The sequence below is a fragment of the Mycoplasma sp. Mirounga ES2805-ORL genome, from assembly GCF_017084445.1.
In the GTDB taxonomy this organism is placed as follows: Bacteria; Bacillota_I; Bacilli_A; order Mycoplasmatales; family Metamycoplasmataceae; genus Mycoplasmopsis.
Genome location: NZ_CP070947.1, coordinates 312,652 through 333,500 on the forward strand (window position 1 = coordinate 312,652; position 20,849 = coordinate 333,500).

The following is a 20,849-nucleotide window of genomic DNA, read 5'->3' on the forward strand; positions in this document are numbered from 1 at the left end:
AGGAAGTACATAATGAGAGTTAAGGGCGGAACAGTTACAAGAGCTAGACGTAGAAAATGAATAAAATTAGCCAAAGGTTACTTTGGCCACAAATCAATTGGTTTTAAAGTAGCAAAACAAGCAGTTGTTAAATCATGAACATATGCTTTTAGAGATAGAAAACAAGTTAAAAGAGACTTTAGGAAATTATGAATTGCTCGTATAAATGCAGCAACTAGAGCTCATGGAGTTTCATATTCACAATTTATTAATGGTCTAAGAAAATCAAACATTACTATTAATAGAAAAATGCTAAGTGAATTAGCAATTAATGAACCTAAAGTATTTGAAAGCTTAATAGAAGTTTCTAAAAATCAAAAATAATATGCTTCGGCATATTTTTTATTTCTAATAATAGACACAGATAGTTAAAATGAATAATTAGAGCAATAAAGATATAAAATTTATACAAAAGATTTGGGAGAAAAAATGAAAATTAAACTTAATAAGATAATAAATGAAATGAATAGCGTTTTACTTGAACGCGATGAGTTAATTAAATTAACGTTTTTAGCTTTATTTTCCGGAGAATCTATATTATTATTAGGAAAACCTGGAATTGCAAAATCACTTTTAGCTAGGCAAATAAAAAATGCTCTTAAAAAATGTCAACATTTTGAATGTCTATTAAATAACTTTTCAACACCAGAAGAAATTTTTGGACCAATTAAACTTTCAGAACTTAATAATGATAAATTTGAACGTAAGATTGAAAAATATTTACCAACAGCAAATGTGGCTTTCTTGGATGAAATTTGAAAAGCTTCACCAGCAATTCAAAATACATTGCTAACTATCATTAATGAAAAAATATACAAAAACGGAGATAAAGAAATTAAATGTCCTCTTAAATTATTGATTGCTGCATCTAATGAATTGCCACAAGAAGGCATGGGTCTAGAAGCTCTTTATGATAGATTTTTAATTAGGTACTATGTAGACCCTATTATAAATGAAAATAATTTCATAAAGTTAATGAATAATAATAAAGAAAATATATCAATTCCCGAAAAAGAAAAAATAAGCTTTCAGGAAATAAATCAAATAATTAAGGATTCAGAATGTGTAAATATTCCAAATTCAATTTTCGATTTTGTACTCGATTATAGAAAAAAAATTATTAATGAACTAAACCAAAAAGCTCCATACATTTCAGATCGAAGGTGAAAGAAAATTTTTAGGCTTTTGAAAGTTAATGCATTTGTTTCTGAAAGAAATGAAGTTAATATAGCAGATTTAACCTTACTTCCTAATTTAATATGAGAAAACCCTTCACAAAAAAAATATCTTCAAAATATTTTTGATGAACTTTTTGTTGATTTAGTTTCTAGAAAAGTTAATATTTCATTTAATGAACTTAAAACAGGATTTGAAAAAATTGCAAGCGAAATAAGTACATATAATATTGATAAAACACCTATTTCTCTAGAAAAAAATAGATACAACGACCCAACTAAAAAAAGTGTTTTCTTCAAATTTATAAATAATGATCAAGATGAAGCATGTTGAATTCCTTTAATAAAAAATAGTAACAATAATAAATACGTTTATGACGAAAGAAATATATATGTTGGTTGTCACTATGGACACAATTCATATTATTATTTAACTGCTCAAAAAAGCGATAACTATTTAGAAGGACCTAGTTGAAAATACCTTGACAAAATAGATTTTCTAAATGAAATAATTGATGAAAAAAATGGTTGAAAAATGTATAAAACTTCACTCCTAGATGTTCAAACTGTTGACATAGATGAGATGAATAGACTTAAAAATGAACTTCTATCTCTTGATAAACATGCATCATATCTAAAAGAAGAAATTGCAAAAGAAGTAGACAAATTGAGGCAAATTAATTCAATTTTAAATAACTCATATCTAGAAACATTGAATTATGCAAATAATGCAATTATTGATTTTTTAAGTTACTTCAAAATTGAAAAAAATCACCTACTTGACAAAATTGAAATGATAATTAATACAAAAATTGATAAAGAATAATTATGAAACATATAACCTCCAACAATACTGAATTACTTAATAAACTAACTAAAAAAATTGAAGATTTTCTTTTCAAAGTGAAAAGAGGTTTTTTAAATACAATAAAAGATAAAGTTGAAAAAATTAGTGAAACAAAATTACAAAAAGAAATGAATGATAAAATTGACGAATTTTTCTATTCTGATGTTAGATTTGCTAAAAAATCAATGAGTAAAATTATTAATAAACTAAATTTTGATTTCAATAAAATAAACATTTCTAATCTTAATGAATGTATTTTTAAATTTAAAAAAATAACATGTGATTACAATAATATTCTTGATTCGTTACTATTAAACTTAAATAAGACATCAATTGACAGATTTAAGTATATTATAGGTAAATACATAATAACGCAATCCTTAAATGAATTTATTAAAAATTATAACTTAAAAAGAAAAGATAAAATAGATGAACTATATAAAAAAATGGATTTAATAGCAAAAATGACCAAAGGTATTGAAAGTTTTCAAAACATTTTTGGTAGGTTTTGAGACTTAAGTATTCACGATTTGCATGAGCTAGATTTAAGTTTTATTAGGGAGCTTGAATACCTAATGAAAAATAATTCATTTATTCCAAAAATTGCCGAACTTATCGGAAGGCTTGCCTCAAAAAATAAAGAATATGAAGAAAATATAATTAAAGAATATATTTTTACTCCCTCTAAAAAATATTTATCTTATTCTCCCTCAAACATCGTGGGAGTAACAATTGGTAGCGAGATTTCATCTGTCCTGTCACATCAACTAGGTCTAAGAAATATAGATGAACAGAAAATTTTATTTAATAAATTATTTACCGAAAAACAACTAATTATGTTTGATTTAAAAGATAAAAATTTAGAAAAAATTGAGGTTAATAAAATTCAAAGAATTATTAAAAAAGACTCATTGGGACCAATAATTATTGTAATTGATACATCAGGGTCTATGCACGGTGAGCCCGAAACACTTGCCAAAGCTTTTGCATTAGCACTTATTAAAATCGCGAATAAGGATAATAGAAGATGTTTTATCATTAGTTTTTCTACAGCGACAATTGACTTTGAAGTTACTAACTTATCAAGTTCTTGAAAAAGATTATACAAATTTTTATCGCAAACCTTCAGCGGAGGTACAGATATTAATCCAGCAGTTAAAGTAGCTATTAAAAAAGTAAATGAAAAAGAATATAAAAACGCAGATGTTATATTTATATCAGATATGATAATTAATGAATTTGAATCTAAGCATATTGAAGAAATTAAAAAAGCCAAAAAAAGAAATGTTAGATTTCACTCCTTAACTATTGGTAATTCAGAAAATAAATTAACAACAAGATATTTTGATAGCAATTGAGTTTATGATGGATCACAAGAAAGCATTGAGCATATTATTTATGATCTAAATAAAGCGCTTGATATCAAACAAAAATAAAATATTTATTTGTCTTTCTTAATATTGTTAGTTCTTTTAGAAAATAATTCCGAAAATGATTTTTTATATTCATACCAAAAATCGGATTTTTTTATTGATAATCTATATTTATTTTCAAGATTTTTAAGAATATAAACTTTACTACCTAATGCGCAGACATAAATAGTGATAGACATAAAGATAAATGAAACTACAATTCAAGTTAATATATGATAAGGTCATGATAATAATTTAAATATTCCATCGCCTGAAAATTCATTAACTTTGTCTTTGCCTAAATAGAAATAATTTGATTGTCAGCCTGGTTTTCCATAATCAAACAATATTCAATTTATTACAAACATAATGATTGCAATTATCACAAATGCTAGAATCGTTATCAATTTATCTTTAAATTTATAACTATCATTTAATAGCACATATAGAAAAGTAGATACTATTAAAAGAAAAATGTGTGCTATAACATAGTCTCATCATCAAAAATTATCTGGTCCTGAATATTTATGAAATCCTTTTCCAAAAACAGCAATAGTAACTGTTATAAAGGTTGGAAATGTATAATACTTAGCTCATTGAGTCTTTTTAAAAATTAATGAAATAGCAATTATAAGTAACATTAATCTACAAAAATGAAATGGAAAAATTTCTCAAAGTCTTTCACCGCTTTCACTATCCATACCTGCCATAGTAACTAGTATCATACGACCAATAATAGATATTAAGAGAATTCAACCAAATAAGGATCAAAAAGTATTTTTTTGCATTTTCAATATAGTTTCTTTATTTTGATAAATACTTTTTATTTGAATTCTAAATAACCAAAATAAAATACACGCTAGATAACTTAAAAAGAAAAATGACCAATACATAGTCTCTGATATTCAATGACTTTTATATAAAGTTCCCTCAATATTTTCTTTATATTCAGCTTTAAAGAAATCGATATTACTTAATATTCCATACATATTTAGATATTTTACATTATCAAAAATAAAAGCAAGTTTTTTTGCTAAAAAAATAATATAAAAATGCGTCTACTAAATTAGTAAACACATATTATTTTAATTACATTTTATGTTTAATTGAACATCCTAATAATTTTAGTCCGTTTTCTAAAACAATATTAACAGCTTTCGCAATAGCTAGCATACTTTGTTCATTTTCAGAACCAATAATTTTAGGAGAATTTGAATATCAAGAATTAAATTCTTTTGCTAATTTGATTAAATATTGGGTTAGTAAGTTAGTTACATACTTATCTGCAGATTTCATAATAATTTCCGGAAACTCTAAAATACTTAAAATTAGTTTTTGGTCGTTTTCAGTCAATTCTGTCGCTTTTAAGTTTTTATTTTTAATTTGTTTAGTCTTAGCTAACAATGAATAAGCACGAGCATTTGCATATTGAACAAGTATTACGGGGTTGTCATTAGATTTTGATGTTGCAATGTCTATATCAAAATCTAATTTTGAATTATATGTTCTGTCTAGTAAAATGAAGCGAGCACTGTCAACGCCTACTAATTTAGCAAAATCTCTTAAGAAGAAGCTTGTTCCTTTACGTTTAGACATTTTAAATTCTTCGCCATTTTTTATTAAACGAACTAGTTGCATAGTAAGAACGACTAAATTATCCTTATTTCATCCTAAATCTTGCATTGCGCATTCCATACGTTTAATGTAACCCGAGTGGTCAGCACCTCAAACATTCATAACAATTCCGTTTGTTCTTGTAAACTTAATGTTGTGATATGCGATATCAGGCATAAAGTATGTTGGGGCGCCATTACTCTTGATTAAAACACGATCCTTATCATCTCCATGAACTGTAGTTCTTAATCAAGTTGCACCATCTTTTTCAAAAGCATTGCCAAGTTTTTTAATAGTATCTTTCAAAACAACGTTGTCATCTTTATAAAGTGTTCTTTCACTAAAGAAAATGTCAAAAGTTGCTCCAAATTTTTTACAATCTTTTTTAATTTCTTGTAAAAATAATTCAACACCTTCATCTTTAAATGTTTGAAGAACTTTGCCAGTTAATTTCTTGTTTTTAAAGACATCTCCATGTCTTTTGCGCATTTGTTTAGCAGCTCAAACAATATCTGTTCCACGATAACATTCTTCAGGCATTGGGTATGATTTATCAAAAAATTGTTGATAACGCGCAAATAAACTTTCGGCTAAAATGTTGATTTGAGAACCGGCATCATTAATGTAGTATTCTCTAGTAACGTTCATGCCTGCAAACTCAACTATATTTGCTACGGTACTTGCAATAGCTGCATTACGTGCATGACCAACATGTAAATAACCTGTTGGATTGGCAGATACATACTCAATGTTAATATTTCCTTGTTTATTTCCTTTACCGAAATCCGAGCCTTTTTTAAGAACGTTGTTTAACAGATCAACCATCGACTCTTGATTAATGAAAAAATTGATAAAGCCTGGAGCAGCAATTTCAAGTTCTTTTATAAATAAATCTTCTTTTATAGGTTCCATTTCATCAACTATTTTTTGTGCAAGTTCCATAGGATTTTGGCTGTTGCCCATAGCTATGTTTGTTGTAAGGTCTCCATGTCCTTTTGAGTCAATTAAAACGGGCTTTCTTTTAATATCTAATTTTTTAGCAATTTCTTCTAATTTTTTAAGTAATTTTTCTTTTATTTCACATTTATTCATAGTACTATGAATTATAGCACACTTGAAAATCAAGTTCTTTTTAGACAAGCGATTTTCACATAATTTTTCGAAATTTAAATAAACAAGAATATATCTTATGCCAAAGTACAATAATTATCAAAATCAATATAAATTTAAACATATTTAAAACTTTGCAAATAAATCTTTTAAAAGACAAGTTTTTAGTAAAAAAAACAACTAAAATATATTTTAAAATATACTCTTAAAAAAGTTTTATATGTATATATAATCAACAATATTAAATACTTAATTGTCTAATTTATAAGCTAATTTGTAAATTTATACATATAACTAAAATATAAATTGTCTAATTTTCCAATAAACAAAGAAAATATTAAATAATAAATATATAGATTAACTAACTTTTATACATAGGTTTTAGCACTTAGCAAATAATATTCATAATTAACTATAAAATGACTAAATTGGTACATTTTATGTAAAGTTTTTCACATTTCTAATATTATCTATTATTAAATATCTTTACATAATTAATTTTGCTATAATGGTATTAATTTAAGATCAAAAGAATAACTAACATATGGAGGAACATGAAAAGTTTTACTGCTAAAATTATAGACAATATTGGTCTTCATGCAGGACCAGCAAGTATTGTAAGTGCAGCAGCTTACAAATTTAGGAGCGACATTTTTATTAAAACAAACACTAAAGAATCTGTTGGTAACTTAAAATCAATTATGAATGTAATGGCTCTTGATATTCACAATGGCGATATTATAACAGTCGAAGCTAATGGTATTGATGAAGAAGAAGCTATAGCTACACTTGAAGACATTTTTAAAAAAAATAATCTAATATAAAAATATAGGTTTGGCCTATATTTTTTTTACAAACTCTAATATATCATTATAAACAACTTCTTTATCTATTTCATTTAAAATTTCATGTCTCATTTCAGGATAAAGAGATAAACTTATATTTTCAAATTTAGCTTTATGATAAAAATCTACACTTTTTTTCACTCCTTTGCCATACTTACCAACAGGGTCCATTTCTCCACTTATAAAGTAAATAGGAAGTTTTTTATTTTTAACATCTAATAAATTTTTCTTTTTTGACATGTTTTTAACCAATTTTAATAAGTCTATATAGAATTGATTTGTACATAAAAACCCGCATTTTGAATCTTTCTTATAAGCTAACGAAATACTTTCATCTCTAGTTAATCAATCAAAAACTGTTTTTGGCTCTTTTATATATTTATTATTATTTTTAAATGGCAATACATTTAAGAACGGACTTTTACCTCTCTTACCATATCTTCTAACATAATGCTTTGCTAATAAGTAACCTAAATTTACATTTATGTCAGCTAAACCAGTTGAGCCACAAACTATAGCTCCATCGATATTTTCTGAATACTTATTAATATAATTTCTAAGAATTAATGAACCCATACTATGTCCTAATATTATGACCTTAGCATCCTTAAAATTAGTCTTAATATATTTATTTAAATCATTAACATCTTCAACAACTTTTTCATTGCCATTTTCATCGCTTAAGTGGCCCATAAATTTCATTAATCTACCTGTTTCTCCATGGCCTCTAGTATCCATTCCTATTACTTTTATACCATTATTAGTTAAAAAATTAGCAAAAGTTTCATATCTTTTAATATGCTCTTGCATACCGTGGATTAACTGCACAACAAATCTAGGTTTAGTTACTTTTTCAGAAAAGTCAACACAAAATAGCTTTTGGTTATCTATACTTGAATTAATAAAAAACTCTTTCATAAAGCACCCCTCATTCATATAGTATTATCTTTATATTATTAATATAAGATAAATATTAAAAAAAGAAACAAATTGTTTCTAATTTTAATTAACGATGAAAATTATTATTTTTAGTGTTTTGTAATTATAGTCAATTTTTTTGAATATGTATTGCCGTTATTTAATATTAATGCAAATGTTAAAGAAAGTTGATGCTTACCGATCTTTTTACATTCAGTTATTTTAATTATTTCTTCATTTAACAAATTACCCATAGTTTCTATATCTAGATATGTGTATCACGCAAGACCTCAAAAATATTCGATTTTATTGTTTTTTCATCTAAATTTTCTAGTAGAACTTTCACCCTTAATTCATTTTTGAAAATCTTTTAAGTATTCATCTTTGTCATATTTTCAAGTGATAAATAAATTATCTCATTTCTTAGCAACGAAACTATTTTTAAAGTCTTCATAATGTAGAATTTCTTTATATTCTTCTCTAGATGTCTTATAAGTTATTGTTTCTTCTTTATTTTTTAATTCTTTAATTATGAAAATTTTTCCATCTTGTCTTTCAATTCTATAAACAGGTTTAATTCAATTTGGAATACTAGGATCTTGTGAAGCTTCAAAAAAATCATCAGTTATATGTCTTTCAAGTAAAGTTTTAGATTCTTGTTTTTTGCTATCTTTTACTTTTACTTTAAATTTATTGTTAATAATATCGTTGTAATCAAAGTGCTTAAAAGCTTTATTGTTTTCATATTTCACAATTTTTGACCTTATCTTAGAATTTTGTATTTCCTTATACAAAACGTTAAGTACTAAAGATTTATTCGTTATATAAATATTATTTCATTCAAAATAAGAAGTTATATTGTAAACGTTGACTATTTCAATTTTTGGATCAAGAGATAGAATTTCAAAGAAAGGTTCACTAACACTTGAAAGTGGTTTTTTATACTCATATTCTTCAGCATAATATTTATTAGATTCGCCGGTTAAAGATATCGAAAATTCTTTAGATACCTTATTATCATTTGTATTAAATTCAAAATATGCATAAGAATGATGTGGTGTAATTACTTGATTATGTTCATATATATCAGCTTTAAATATTATTAAGTTTTTATTATCGTCTGCCAAAACTACTTCAATAGATATAAAATATTTAATATTATTACTATCGAAATAATATTTGTTATTTTGAGAATCAAATTTTACTTCTGGATTAATTGTTTCTTCATACTTTTTAAGTTTTATTTTATCAAATGGATTATTACCAGAATTTTTGACGAAGGCTTCTATTTCGCTTGGTTTTTTATTTGTGTTTATTAACTCAAAATTTGTATTAACTTGTGAAGTTGCGAACCCATTAATGTCTACTTGTTTTTGACCAACTAAAATATCTTTATATAAAAGAAATACCTTTATAGTTATTTTTCCACCATCATTGTCTCTTTTAATAATCTCGTATGCTAAATTATATCATTCAGGAAGAGGTCAATTTTGAGTTCCTAAATTGCTTTTAGGAGTTATTATAATTGAATTTTCAGAAGCGTATTGTGATTCTGTTTTTTGTTTTTCAAAATAATCAATCTTCATTTTAGAAACAAAATCATCAATATTTATTTTAGGTCTTGGTTTGCATAAATTTTTTATAGTAAATTCTTTTTCGACTGAACCATTATTAGAATGAGTGAGTCTAATTTTGAATCTTAATGTATTATCTAATTCATCTTTAGTAGTTGTAGTGTTTTGAATAAAATTGTGAACTAAATTAGGGCAATGTTTGTCAAAATCAATTACACCTTTCAAACTAACTTTTATTGAATTATTTAAAACATTAATACTTTCAGGATAAAAGTTTTCTGGATTTTTTAATGCTAATGAATATGTAATTTCCTCAGCTAAAGCATTTAAACTAATCTTTTTAAAACCTTTAATATATGTTTTAGTATTTTTAGTAAGAACATGCTTAATTGTATTTCCACTTAAATTAACTAATTTGATATTAAATAATGTATTGCCAATATTTAATTCTCCATCTAAAAGATTTGAAGTTACATCATTGTATACAATAGCTTTTGTTTGTGATTCCTCATAAAACAAATCACTGATGCTTGTTAATAATTTAGATGTAGTGTTGTTTTTGTAAATAATATTATTCACATTAGTTGTGTATTTAAAATATTCTGCTGAGTACATTTCATTAAAATTAGTATAGTTGTAATTTAAAGTGAAGTTATTACTTGCAATGTATTTTTCTAAATCATCCAAATCAATAAGTTTGAAACCATCTATTTTACCTGTTTTAACTTCAAAAATATTTGATTTTATAGAAGATGATGTTTCATCAAACTTATTTACAATTAATGATAATTTATATGAAAGTATTCCTGAACGAGTTTCAATATTTGATACTATATCTTGTCCATCTCTTTTATTAATTAATTCTAACTTATACTTAATATTATCTTTATCATTTGAAATTATATTATATGCAGACTTAATAATTCCTTCATCATCATATACATCAAAATCGCTCTTATTTAAAGAATCTATTTCATTGTGCACACTGTCTGCTACAATATTAGATTTTGTTACTCCTGAAATGCTGCCGGTGTAATCAACACTTATCTTTAATTCATTGACTAAAGACTCATCCACTTTAAAGTTAGATAAATTAAATAATTTATTATCACTAGTGTCTTTGAATGAAACTTTTAATTCAGCTTTCCCAACTATTTTATTGAATTTTTCTTCATTTTGATTATTGCCAAATATCAAATCAAATTTAATGTTTTGATCTATATAATCTCTATATTTTTGAATGTTATTAGAGTTAACTAAATTATCATCCTCAATAAGATTATTTTTTCACGAATAAGAAATGTGATTAGAAACTGTTAAGTTCTTATTTGTTCTAATATTCTTTATTATTGAATTTAGATATTGATTTCTATCAAAAATTCTAAAACCAGATAAAGTTTTATTCTTTTCTTTTTTGATTGAAATATTGTCTATTTTAGAAAACTTATATGTAATTATTGCTATACCATTAGCATTGCTTAATGAATCAGTTGCTAAGGTATTAAAATCATTACTATCAAAATTAAGAGATGATTGAATGAAATTATCTATTGAACCAATGTTTTGTTTTTTAAAAATAACATTGAAATTGTTTGAACTACCATATTTAGCATCTTTAGCAATGGTGTTTAAATTAGATGTTGAGTTTGTTGATTGTAAATCAATAAACTCAGCTATTTCTTCAAGAGTATAAGATTTTAGTTTATCAACTCTATACTCTTTTTCAACTTCTTTAGTAATATCTCCTTTAGATTTATCACCTAAAGTAATTTTAACTTTAACAGCTGTAACACCTAAAATATCATTATCTTGAGATAATAATTTTGATATTGAAACCTTATAATTTGGATTATTTACCAAAGGATCAATAATATGAGAATTATAGTGATTTGCCTTAAATTCGAAATCTGAATCTTTCATTTCAGAAGGTTTCTTTAATTGAGAAATATTAGATTGAATTTTATGATAATAATTGTAATTTGATTCATTAATCAACTCTTCTAAAATATCTTTTTTTCCATCTCATTTATAAAAACCTTTAATAGCGTTATCAGATTTTCTATGCTTGCCATTATCATCAATAGCATCTAATCAAAAATCAACTTGAATACCATTTTGGCTATAATCTTTAACTTTTCTATCAATTTTTACAGTTAATCCCTTAGGGATTCCACTAGAAGGTTCATAGAATTTTATATCGTCTGGATTAAATTCTGTAAGTTTCACATTGTGTGTTGTATTTTTACTTCTAAAATTGTTTTTTAATTTTTCAGCTTCTTTATTTAGCTGTTCTCAATTTCACAAGTCAATAATATTATCTTTATATACTGTTTCACTTTCTTTATAATCAATCAAGTTTAAACCACTCATATTATAGTGATACCCAACAAAATATTTAAGTCCATATTCATACTTATTTTGTGCATTTAATTTCTTAATTAACTTAACTTGGTTAATAGAATTAGTATCATTTTTATCCGAATAAAATACTACACCACTAGAATATGAATAATCTGTATCAAATAAGATAACATCACTTCCATATTCTTTCTTAATATTAAAATTATTATCAACAGATAAGATTGCACCGTCTTGTAATTCTTCAAGAACATCTAAAGCTTCATATGTTCTTTTAACTTTAAATTGTTTATTTTGACGTTCACTTTGTATCTCTAAATGACTTTTATGGGTTTTAATTTCCACTAAAAATGTCTCAGGTTTTAAATCAGGAAGTGAATATTTACCCTTTGGTGAAATGGTTACTTTCAAATAAGCCTTACCATTTATTAAAGCATCTTCAACACTAAAGGAAGAACTATTAAATTCTAAAAAATCATATTCTATATCTATATCATTTTGATCAAAAATTGAATTCTTTATAGCAATGCCATTATTTTCTATTAAATTATTTGATAGCTTCAATTCATTAGCATCAAAATTACTAATTCTTTTAGAATCATTAGGATCGTTAAATTGAACTTTAGAATTTCAATTAATTTTTATATTACTTTCGATATCGCTCTTAATTTCTTCAATTTTAGTTTTTCATTCCTTAATGCTTGGATGATAAGTGGGAACTGTTACAACTTTTTTAATGTTAACATCACCAGGATATTCTTTATCTAATAGTCTTATTTCAACATCAACGGAGGATAAATCAAAAATCATTGATGAATATTTAATAGTAATTTTTTCTAAAATATTATTGTTGTTTTGAATATATTTATCTAAATTATTGTCTCAATTTTTCTTTTCATCTTGACTTATAATACTTGTGTCGTTTCAAGCATTCTTTAATATTTCATTTATTTTTTCTTTTTTAATACTTACATTTAATATTCCTTTTCAAGATGTCTTATATGTTGATGATGAATTATCATAAACAAAATCATATGTTTTAGATGAATTAGAATTTGAGCTTTTATAAGCATCTCAATTTTCCTTTATTTCCTTAGAATCTTTATTTTTGAGAAATTCAAGCGTTAATGAATTAGCTATTCTTTTTATAATTTCTTTATTTGATTGCTCTCTAATTGTTGGCTCTATTGTTTTAGTAGAAATAGCAAATGCTTCTTTGTTACCTCTAGCTTGATTAATTTTTATAGTTAACTCCAAAATTCTTGTATTTTTACTTGAAGATTTTATTTTTACATTTTCAATAGAAAATTCTAATAAAGAAGAGTCAAAATTCTTAACTTTAAGACAGCTATATTCCTTTTTATTTGTTGGATTAGCTTTATTAAATGCAGTAATTTCCTCAATTTTGCTTTTTAATGTAGTAGCATTATAAGCTTTATCACCATTAGGTTCAACTACTACCTTTTTAACAAGATCATCTAGTTTATCTTGCTCCATCTTGAAGCCCCAAACTTTAGTTGTTATAACTTGAGATTTAATAGAATGATCTTTTTTACTGCGAACAAAATATTTTATTATTAATGAATTTGAAAAATCACCAATTTCAAATGGGGTTGTCTCAGCTAAACTATATTCAAAATTAGAGTTTTTTAAATCTCCAACTTTTACTTCATTAAGTTTGAAAAAATTTTCATTAGTTGTAATTAAATAATCCTTGGCTTTTTTAAAAGGGACTTTAGAAACATCAATATCAATATTGGCTCTTGATAAACACAATATTAATTCATCATTAATTTCGTGGCTTTCTGAATTTGGATTTTTCATAAAACCACTAATTGTTTTATTGATAAAATCACTTTTAGCCCCGGTCTTTTTATCCAGTAAATAATATGTAATATCAATTGAAGTTTCCTTTTTAGTAATTTTAGAAATTTCAAAAACATATCTTTCTTTATCAAAAGATTCGCCTGCATTATTGAACTTAAAATCTGTTTTTTCAACATCATCAGTTTGTTTTAATGCAGCTTCACCGATAAAATTAACTGAAGAATCATTAGCAAAAATATTTACAATTTTTTTAGCATGATTAATCTCATTTAATGATGGGAACTTTTCATTGCAACTTACGGCTGCTAAAGGTAAGGATGTAATTGACAATAACGACGACAATAAAATTTTTCTTTTCTTCATAATAATACCAATCAACTTTCTCATTTAATACAAACTATATTATTCCTATTTTTAGATGCATTTTTTAATACTAAAAATTTAAGAATTAATATTAATATTTAAATATATTATATTATTATAATTAACATTACAATTAATATATAACCAATTAAATATTATGTGTGTTATCATTGATAAAATTGTTTTTAAGATACTAAAAACTATTTCGATCAAAGAATTTAAAAATATTGACACTTGTAAATTAAAAATGTGCTTCGCTTTTTAACTTCTTTGCTAAAATATAAAATGCTATTTATTAAATACATAAGTTTAATTAAATAGTAAATTTGATGGATAGGATGCGACTGAAAGATCGCACTAAGGTTGGTTTTAGCGCTAAAAACAATATTTATTAAAATTAAATTTATGAAAGGATAAAATATGGCAAAACAAGATTTTAACCGTGCAAAAGAACACGTAAACATCGGTACAATCGGTCACGTTGACCACGGTAAAACAACATTAACTGCTGCAATCGCTACAGTTCTAGCTAAAAAAGGTTTAGCAGAAGCTCGTGATTACGCATCTATCGATGCTGCACCAGAAGAAAAGGCTCGTGGTATTACAATTAATACATCACACATTGAATACGAAACAGAAAAACGTCACTATGCACACGTTGACTGTCCAGGTCACGCTGACTATATCAAAAACATGATTACAGGTGCTGCACAAATGGATGGAGCAATACTAGTTGTTGCTGCAACAGATGGAGCTATGCCTCAAACACGTGAACACATTCTACTTTCTAAACAAGTAGGTGTACCACGTATGGTAGTTTTCTTAAACAAATGCGATATGCTTAAAGGTGCAGAAGAACAAGAAATGATCGAATTAGTTGAAATGGAAGTACGTGAATTACTTTCAAAATACGGTTTCGACGGAGATAACACACCAGTTATCCGTGGTTCAGCCGCTGAAGCTTTAAAAGGTAATGCAGAATACGAAGAAAAAATTATGGAATTAATGAACGCTGTTGACTCATACATTGAAACTCCAGTTAAAGAATTTGACAAACCATTCTTAATGGCTGTTGAAGATGTTTTCACAATCACAGGTCGTGGTACAGTTGCCACAGGTCGTGTTGAACGTGGAAGATTAAACTTAAACGAAGAAGTTGAAATTGTTGGTCTTAAAGCAACTAAGAAAACAGTATGTACAGGTATGGAAATGTTCCGTAAAAACCTTAAAGAAGTTCAAGCTGGTGATAATGCTGGTTTATTACTTAGAGGTATTGAAAGAACACAAATTGAACGTGGACAAGTTCTTGCTAAACCAGGTTCAATCGTTCCTCACACAGAATTCCAAGCAAAAATATATGCATTAACTAAAGAAGAAGGCGGACGTCACACTCCATTCTTCAAAAACTATAAACCTCAATTCTACTTCCGTACAACAGATGTTACAGGTGGTATTGAATTTGAAGCTGGTCGTGAAATGGTTACACCAGGTGAAAACGTTGACTTAAAAGTTAAACTTATTGCTCCTATCGCTGTTGAAGAAGGTACAAAATTCTCAATTCGTGAAGGTGGACGTACAGTAGGTTACGGTAACGTTACAAAAATTATTAAATAATATTACTAATCTAATAATAGGGTCTGTTAATGCAGATCTTATTTTTTTAGTTTTTTATATACACATATATAAAATCAATATTGATATAATAGTTAAACAATTAAAAATAAGCACAAGGAGAAATATGGAATATTTAACAACCAGAAATGAAAACTTTTTATTAAAACTATTTAATGAAAAAGAAAACAAGAATCTTAAAAACGTTGTAAAAAAGGCAAATAAAATAACTGAATTTGTAGAACAAAAAGAGGCATATATTTTTGCAGCAAAAGATACAAATAATTATGATGACTTAGTTGAATTAATCAAGTCGATTTTTAATTCTGAAAGAGATTATCAAATAGATTTTGATTCCTTCTTAAAATTGGATTTTGACGATAAAGATATTCTTAAAGCATTTGTAAGTCAAATACTATTCTATGAGGGAGAAATTTTTAACAAAAAAACCGTTAAAGCAAAGAAACAAAGTTACGAATTACTGTTTAAAAATGATCAATATAAAGAAACTTTCAATGAATATGTAATAATTGCAAATAATAGGAATAGAGCAAGATATTTACAAGCAATGCCTGAAAATTTCTGCAATAGTGAAATGCTTGCTGAATATGTAAAAGATGATTTTAAAAAAATTAAAAATGTCAATATAAAAATTCTAAATAAAAAGCAAATTGAAGATTTGAAAATGGGATTAATTCTTTCAGTGAATAAAGGTTCAACTCATGAACCTAGAGTAGTGGTTTTAGAATACAACGGTGACCCACAAAGCAAAGAAAAATTAGTATATGTCGGCAAAGGAATTACCTTTGACACAGGTGGGATGAATACAAAAGGTTATCATATGGAAGGAATGAAATATGATATGTCAGGTTCAGTTATTGTAGCTTATGCATTAAAATCAATTGCTGAATTAAACTTAAAAGCAAACGTCTCAATAATTATGATGATAACTGATAATAGGCAAGATGGAGATGCTTCACTACCAGAAAATGTTTATGAATCAATGTCTGGAATAACAGTTGAAGTAACAGACACCGATGCAGAAGGAAGATTGGTTTTAGCTGATGGACTTTACTATGGTGCAAAAGTTTTAAATGCAACATGTCTAGTTGATGTAGCAACACTAACCGGCGCAGTTTTAAGAGCGCTTGGAACTAAATATTCAGGAGTGTGATCTACTGATGAAAATAACTGGGAAATATTCAATAAAGCTTCTAAAAATGCTAAAGAATATATTTGAAGAATGCCTCTAAACGAAGAATTTAACAAAACTAATAAAGAATCTATTGTTGCTGATTTACAAAATTGAAACGAATCTGGTAAATGTGATTCAAACCACGCAGCAATGTTTTTGAAAGAATTTACTAATAATGTCCCATACATTCATTGTGATGTAGCAGGAACAGCTGACATACAATTAAAACCTCAAGGGGTATTAGTTGACACCTTAGTTGAATTTGCTAAATTATATTTTTCAAAAAATAAGGCAATTAATGAATAAAAAAAGATTAATATTAAGTAGACACGGATTAAGATACACTTTTTTTGATAGAGCAAAGTCATTGAAAATTTTTAATAAAGACATTGTAAATTGAGAAGATGACAAATTAGGCAATGGCTTTTTAACCCAAAAAGGAATAAAAATTGAGGAACAATTTGGAAAATTTTTAAAAGAATTCTTAAAAATTGATTCACAAACAAAAATTAAAACAATAGCTAATTCAATTGATAGAACATATAAAACTGCACAAACATTACTTCAAAATATGCAGCCTGAAAAAGATAATGATATTTTTGTGACTGATCCAAATTTAAATACTCATGAAAATAGATTTGATATTAAACTTAGTGACATCACTAACATAGATTTTAATTTACTCAATGTTTTAGATAAAGAATCTAAAAGTGCTTACCAAAAAATTATTGACTTATTCAACATTGAAAATTCAAATTATTTAAATATAAAAAATAATGTTTCTCATAATGAAAAAAATGACTGATTAAATACTGAGGGCCCACTATTTTGGACATCATCATTTTCAGATTTGTTACAATCTAAATATTATGATGGAGTTGATCAAAATAAAATATTTCAATCTAATAATTTTATTGAAGATTTAAAACTTATTTCAAAAACCAAGGATAGAGTTATTGATCTACTTTGAACAAATAAAGATGTATTAGTAAATAGTGAGGAAAACATATATCACTTTTTAAAAGATGAATTAACAAAGGTTGAAGACCTAACTTTATTAGTTGGTCATGATGTTAGCATTGCTCCAATATTAAAAATGCTAGATGTTAAAATGCCAGAACACAACCAACTTGAAAAATACCCAATTGGTTCGAAATTGCTTTTCGAAATTAATGGTGATGGCACTTTTGATCTATCATACATGTTCTATGACTATAATGAAATAAGAAGCTTTAAACTAACTAAGCCTATAGTGTTGAAATTAGGTTATAATTTACATTTTAAATAACTAAACAAGGCAAACTATAAATAATTACGGGAAATAATTTTTCCCTTTTTTATTTTGCTATTTCAAATTAGCTTATATGTAATTGTTCTTGTTATAGGATCAACCATTGTTGATAAATAGAACATAAAGAAATATAAATCACTAGAAACATCTATGTGATTATTTAATCATGAATATTGCAAAAGTGAGGTTGCGCCTATTTGTAAACCTATCATAGAGATAACACTTACTAAAACAGGAAGTCAAACAATATTCGCGCCCCATAATGCTCTTAGTGTAACCATATTTCCTGTATCAGTAATTATTATTAAAGACACAATCAACATTAGCCAATAGCCATATTTATTAATTGTCTGAGTATCGATTGCGAAAATTTTTAATAAAGGATAAGTTAGAATAATTCCAATAATTCCAAAAATAATTTGTCCATAAATAGCTAATTTAAATAATGATCTTTCAACAAGTTTAGCTTCTTCGATATTATTCTTACCTAATTCCTTTGCAATTTCAGAACTTGTTACATAACTTATTCCAAAAATAAATGATTCAATAATTCCAAATACACTTCCAATAACTTTGTATAGACCTATATATTTATCACTCAAATTAGAAGATGGGATAACTCTTCCTAATAAAAATTGCATTATAAATCAAACCCCTGTTTCAAGAGCAATTGGAAAACCTAGTAATAAAACTTTCCTAATAAATTTAAAATTAATATTTTCTTTTAAAATGCGAAGATGATTTTCTTCTTTCTTAAAAATAAATATATAAGCAAATATTAATGCTAGTAAAAGTTGAATAGTTGAACCGATGATACCTTCAAAAGCTAATGCTAATGGATTGGAATTTCTAATTCCAAATACAATTATAGAAGTTCAGAAAAGTCTAAATAATAAACCTAATGAATAGGCGATTGTTGAATAAATAGACTTATTAGTAGCTTGCAATGAGGCACAAAGAACTTGTCCAATTGAGAATATAAATAGTTCTATACCTGCGACTCTTGTAAAGAGAATAATAAATCTAGATTCATTAACAATTGCTTTAAAAGCATTAGAATTATTAAACTTTATGCCATTTATAGTTCCACCATTTAAGAGTAGTGGATCAAATTTATCCAACCCTAAATTATTTTGCTTAGCAACCTTAAGATTATCGAAATAAATATTTAAATCATTTTGACTATTTCATGTATAAATAGGTTGATTACGCACTCCCGATGCGCTCAACATATACGGAATAATAAAGAACATCATACTAAAAAATAAAGCATTAATAATTAAAGAAATATATATTGTACTGCGTAATAAAATCGCAATTTCTTTTAACTTATTTTTCCCATATAAATTTGAAGCAATAATTAATACTCCTAGTTGATATATCATTGGTGTAAATAAAATTATTCTATATGTTGTATATACTTTAGATATTGAATAAAAATACATTCCGTTATAAGAATTATCAATGTGTCATACTCTATTATAAAAAGTTAAAACTAATGATGTCCCCAGGGAAACTAGACTTAAAGCTAATGTTTGCAAAAATAAAATAATGGCTTGTTTTAGTAGCAATTTATATTTATAAACTCCAAAAAAATCTTTAAATACTTTTTGCTTTTTAGTCATAAAAAAATTTTACTTTATTTAAAATAAAAAAATGTTCAAAAATACATTTATATTTAATTAAATTTATATGATACAATCTATTTTGTAAGACACAATAATTTATAAGAAAAAGTGTTTTTACAAATTTCCTTTATGTTATAATTCTAATTGCCTTTTTGCATTAAAATAACATTAGGCACTCATACAAACTGACGGAGAAGTAGCTCAGTTTGGCAGAGCGCTACGTTTGGGACGTAGTGGTCGCAGGTTCAAATCCTGTCTTCTTCACCACGGGGGATTAGCTCATTTGGCTAGAGCACTTGCCTTGCACGCAAGGGGTGGTGGGTTCGAATCCCATATCCTCCACCATTTATGGCGTTGTAGCTCAGTTGGTTAGAGCATCCGGTTCATACCCGGAAGGTCAAGAGTTCGACTCTCTTCGACGCTACCATATGTAAATTACGATCTAACTGTTCTTGGACCTATAGCTCAACGGTTAGAGCAACCGGCTCATAACCGGTTGGCTACAGGTTCGAATCCTGTTAGGTCCACCACGGGTGATTACCCAAGTCTGGCTGAAGGGAACGGTCTTGAAAACCGTCAGGGGCTTCACGGCCCGCGGGGGTTCAAATCCCTCATCACCCGCCATTCGCTTTTCTATTTCTTGAAAAGCACCAATTTTAAACTCAATATCGCGGAGTGGAGAAGTTAGGCATCTCGCAGGGCTCATAACCCTGAGGTCGTTGGTTCAAGTCCAACCTCCGCCACCAATATGGTCCAGTGGTAAAGTGGTTTAATACGCCTCCCTGTCACGGAGGAGATCGCGGGTTCAATTCCCGTCTGGACCGCCATGGCTCTGTAGCTCAGTTGGTAGAGCAACGGACTGAAGCTCCGTGTGTCGCTGGTTCGATTCCTGCCGGAGCCACCATATGATGAAAATCGCCATCTAGGCGTTTTTTTTCATATCTTGGAGATAAAATGCAATATTACTTAATATATGTACTTTTTTAAATTAAATACACTATAATAATAATTCCTATTAGGGAATATCTTTTTGTTAGAACTA

12 protein-coding genes and 8 tRNA genes are annotated in these 20,849 nt (G+C 26.6%); 15 read left to right on the forward strand and 5 right to left on the reverse strand.

Translation table 4 applies throughout. The features are described from left to right. Nucleotides 1-12 precede the first annotated feature (12 nt). From rplT to JXZ90_RS01325, 3 genes are all read left to right on the forward strand, one after another. On the forward strand, nucleotides 13-363 hold the full coding sequence (rplT, locus tag JXZ90_RS01315; protein WP_205848600.1) for a 50S ribosomal protein L20: 351 nt from the start codon (nucleotides 13-15) through the stop codon (nucleotides 361-363). Nucleotides 364-468: 105 nt separating this feature from the next. Beyond that, complete coding sequence (locus JXZ90_RS01320) at nucleotides 469-2,040, forward strand: AAA family ATPase (protein ID WP_205848601.1); 1,572 nt, start codon at nucleotides 469-471, stop codon at nucleotides 2,038-2,040. Nucleotides 2,041-2,042: 2 nt separating this feature from the next. Continuing rightward, nucleotides 2,043-3,497: a VWA domain-containing protein gene (locus JXZ90_RS01325; protein ID WP_205848602.1), complete on the forward strand. Its 1,455-nt coding sequence runs from the start codon at nucleotides 2,043-2,045 to the stop codon at nucleotides 3,495-3,497. A 5-nt stretch (nucleotides 3,498-3,502) separates the two neighbouring features. Here the strand turns inward: JXZ90_RS01325 and JXZ90_RS01330 are convergent, their stop codons facing one another. Both JXZ90_RS01330 and argS read right to left on the reverse strand, forming a co-directional pair. Beyond that, nucleotides 3,503-4,462 carry a YwaF family protein gene (locus tag JXZ90_RS01330; protein WP_205848603.1) on the reverse strand — a complete coding sequence of 320 codons (960 nt, stop codon included), beginning with the start codon at nucleotides 4,460-4,462 and terminating at the stop codon, nucleotides 3,503-3,505. A gap of 100 nt (nucleotides 4,463-4,562) precedes the next feature. Further along, nucleotides 4,563-6,179 carry an arginine--tRNA ligase gene (gene argS / locus JXZ90_RS01335; protein WP_205848604.1) on the reverse strand — a complete coding sequence of 539 codons (1,617 nt, stop codon included), beginning with the start codon at nucleotides 6,177-6,179 and terminating at the stop codon, nucleotides 4,563-4,565. 572 nt (nucleotides 6,180-6,751) lie between these two features. Here argS and JXZ90_RS01340 point away from each other — a divergent pair. Then, a complete protein-coding gene (locus tag JXZ90_RS01340) occupies nucleotides 6,752-7,021 on the forward strand; it encodes an HPr family phosphocarrier protein (protein WP_205848605.1) in 270 nt (89 codons plus the stop codon). Between the two features lie 15 nt (nucleotides 7,022-7,036). On the opposite strand, the gene JXZ90_RS01345 is transcribed toward JXZ90_RS01340, so the two are convergent. Next, a complete protein-coding gene (locus JXZ90_RS01345) occupies nucleotides 7,037-7,960 on the reverse strand; it encodes an alpha/beta fold hydrolase (RefSeq protein ID WP_205848606.1) in 924 nt (307 codons plus the stop codon). A gap of 110 nt (nucleotides 7,961-8,070) precedes the next feature. Then, on the reverse strand, nucleotides 8,071-14,082 hold the full coding sequence (locus JXZ90_RS01350) for a hypothetical protein (protein WP_205848607.1): 6,012 nt from the start codon (nucleotides 14,080-14,082) through the stop codon (nucleotides 8,071-8,073). 420 nt (nucleotides 14,083-14,502) lie between these two features. Here JXZ90_RS01350 and tuf point away from each other — a divergent pair, with 420 nt between their 5' ends. The 3 genes from tuf to JXZ90_RS01365 all read left to right on the forward strand — a co-directional run bounded on the left by tuf (nucleotide 14,503) and on the right by JXZ90_RS01365 (nucleotide 18,176). Continuing rightward, entirely contained in the window at nucleotides 14,503-15,696 is a 1,194-nt protein-coding gene (gene tuf / locus JXZ90_RS01355) for an elongation factor Tu (RefSeq protein ID WP_205848608.1), read from the forward strand. A gap of 124 nt (nucleotides 15,697-15,820) precedes the next feature. After that, nucleotides 15,821-17,194: a M17 family metallopeptidase gene (locus JXZ90_RS01360; RefSeq protein WP_205848609.1), complete on the forward strand. Its 1,374-nt coding sequence runs from the start codon at nucleotides 15,821-15,823 to the stop codon at nucleotides 17,192-17,194. Next, entirely contained in the window at nucleotides 17,187-18,176 is a 990-nt protein-coding gene (locus tag JXZ90_RS01365; RefSeq protein ID WP_205848610.1) for a hypothetical protein, read from the forward strand. The genes JXZ90_RS01360 and JXZ90_RS01365 overlap by 8 nt, the downstream gene beginning before the upstream one ends. Before the next feature lie 14 nt (nucleotides 18,177-18,190). Here the strand turns inward: JXZ90_RS01365 and JXZ90_RS01370 are convergent, their stop codons facing one another. Further along, complete coding sequence (locus tag JXZ90_RS01370; RefSeq protein WP_205848611.1) at nucleotides 18,191-19,804, reverse strand: MATE family efflux transporter; 1,614 nt, start codon at nucleotides 19,802-19,804, stop codon at nucleotides 18,191-18,193. A 193-nt stretch (nucleotides 19,805-19,997) separates the two neighbouring features. Here JXZ90_RS01370 and JXZ90_RS01375 point away from each other — a divergent pair. The 8 genes from JXZ90_RS01375 to JXZ90_RS01410 all read left to right on the forward strand — a co-directional run bounded on the left by JXZ90_RS01375 (nucleotide 19,998) and on the right by JXZ90_RS01410 (nucleotide 20,711). Continuing rightward, nucleotides 19,998-20,074: transfer RNA gene (locus JXZ90_RS01375), tRNA-Pro, on the forward strand. Between the two features lies 1 nt (nucleotide 20,075). After that, nucleotides 20,076-20,152: transfer RNA gene (locus JXZ90_RS01380), tRNA-Ala, on the forward strand. Nucleotides 20,153-20,157: 5 nt separating this feature from the next. After that, nucleotides 20,158-20,234, forward strand: a tRNA-Met gene (locus JXZ90_RS01385). Nucleotides 20,235-20,261: 27 nt separating this feature from the next. Further along, a tRNA-Ile gene (locus JXZ90_RS01390) sits at nucleotides 20,262-20,337 on the forward strand. A gap of 1 nt (nucleotide 20,338) precedes the next feature. Next, nucleotides 20,339-20,431: transfer RNA gene (locus JXZ90_RS01395), tRNA-Ser, on the forward strand. Between the two features lie 45 nt (nucleotides 20,432-20,476). Next, nucleotides 20,477-20,553 (forward strand) — tRNA-Met (locus tag JXZ90_RS01400). A 4-nt stretch (nucleotides 20,554-20,557) separates the two neighbouring features. Continuing rightward, nucleotides 20,558-20,634, forward strand: a tRNA-Asp gene (locus JXZ90_RS01405). A 1-nt stretch (nucleotide 20,635) separates the two neighbouring features. Next, nucleotides 20,636-20,711, forward strand: a tRNA-Phe gene (locus JXZ90_RS01410). The last annotated feature ends 138 nt before the right edge of the window (nucleotides 20,712-20,849 follow it).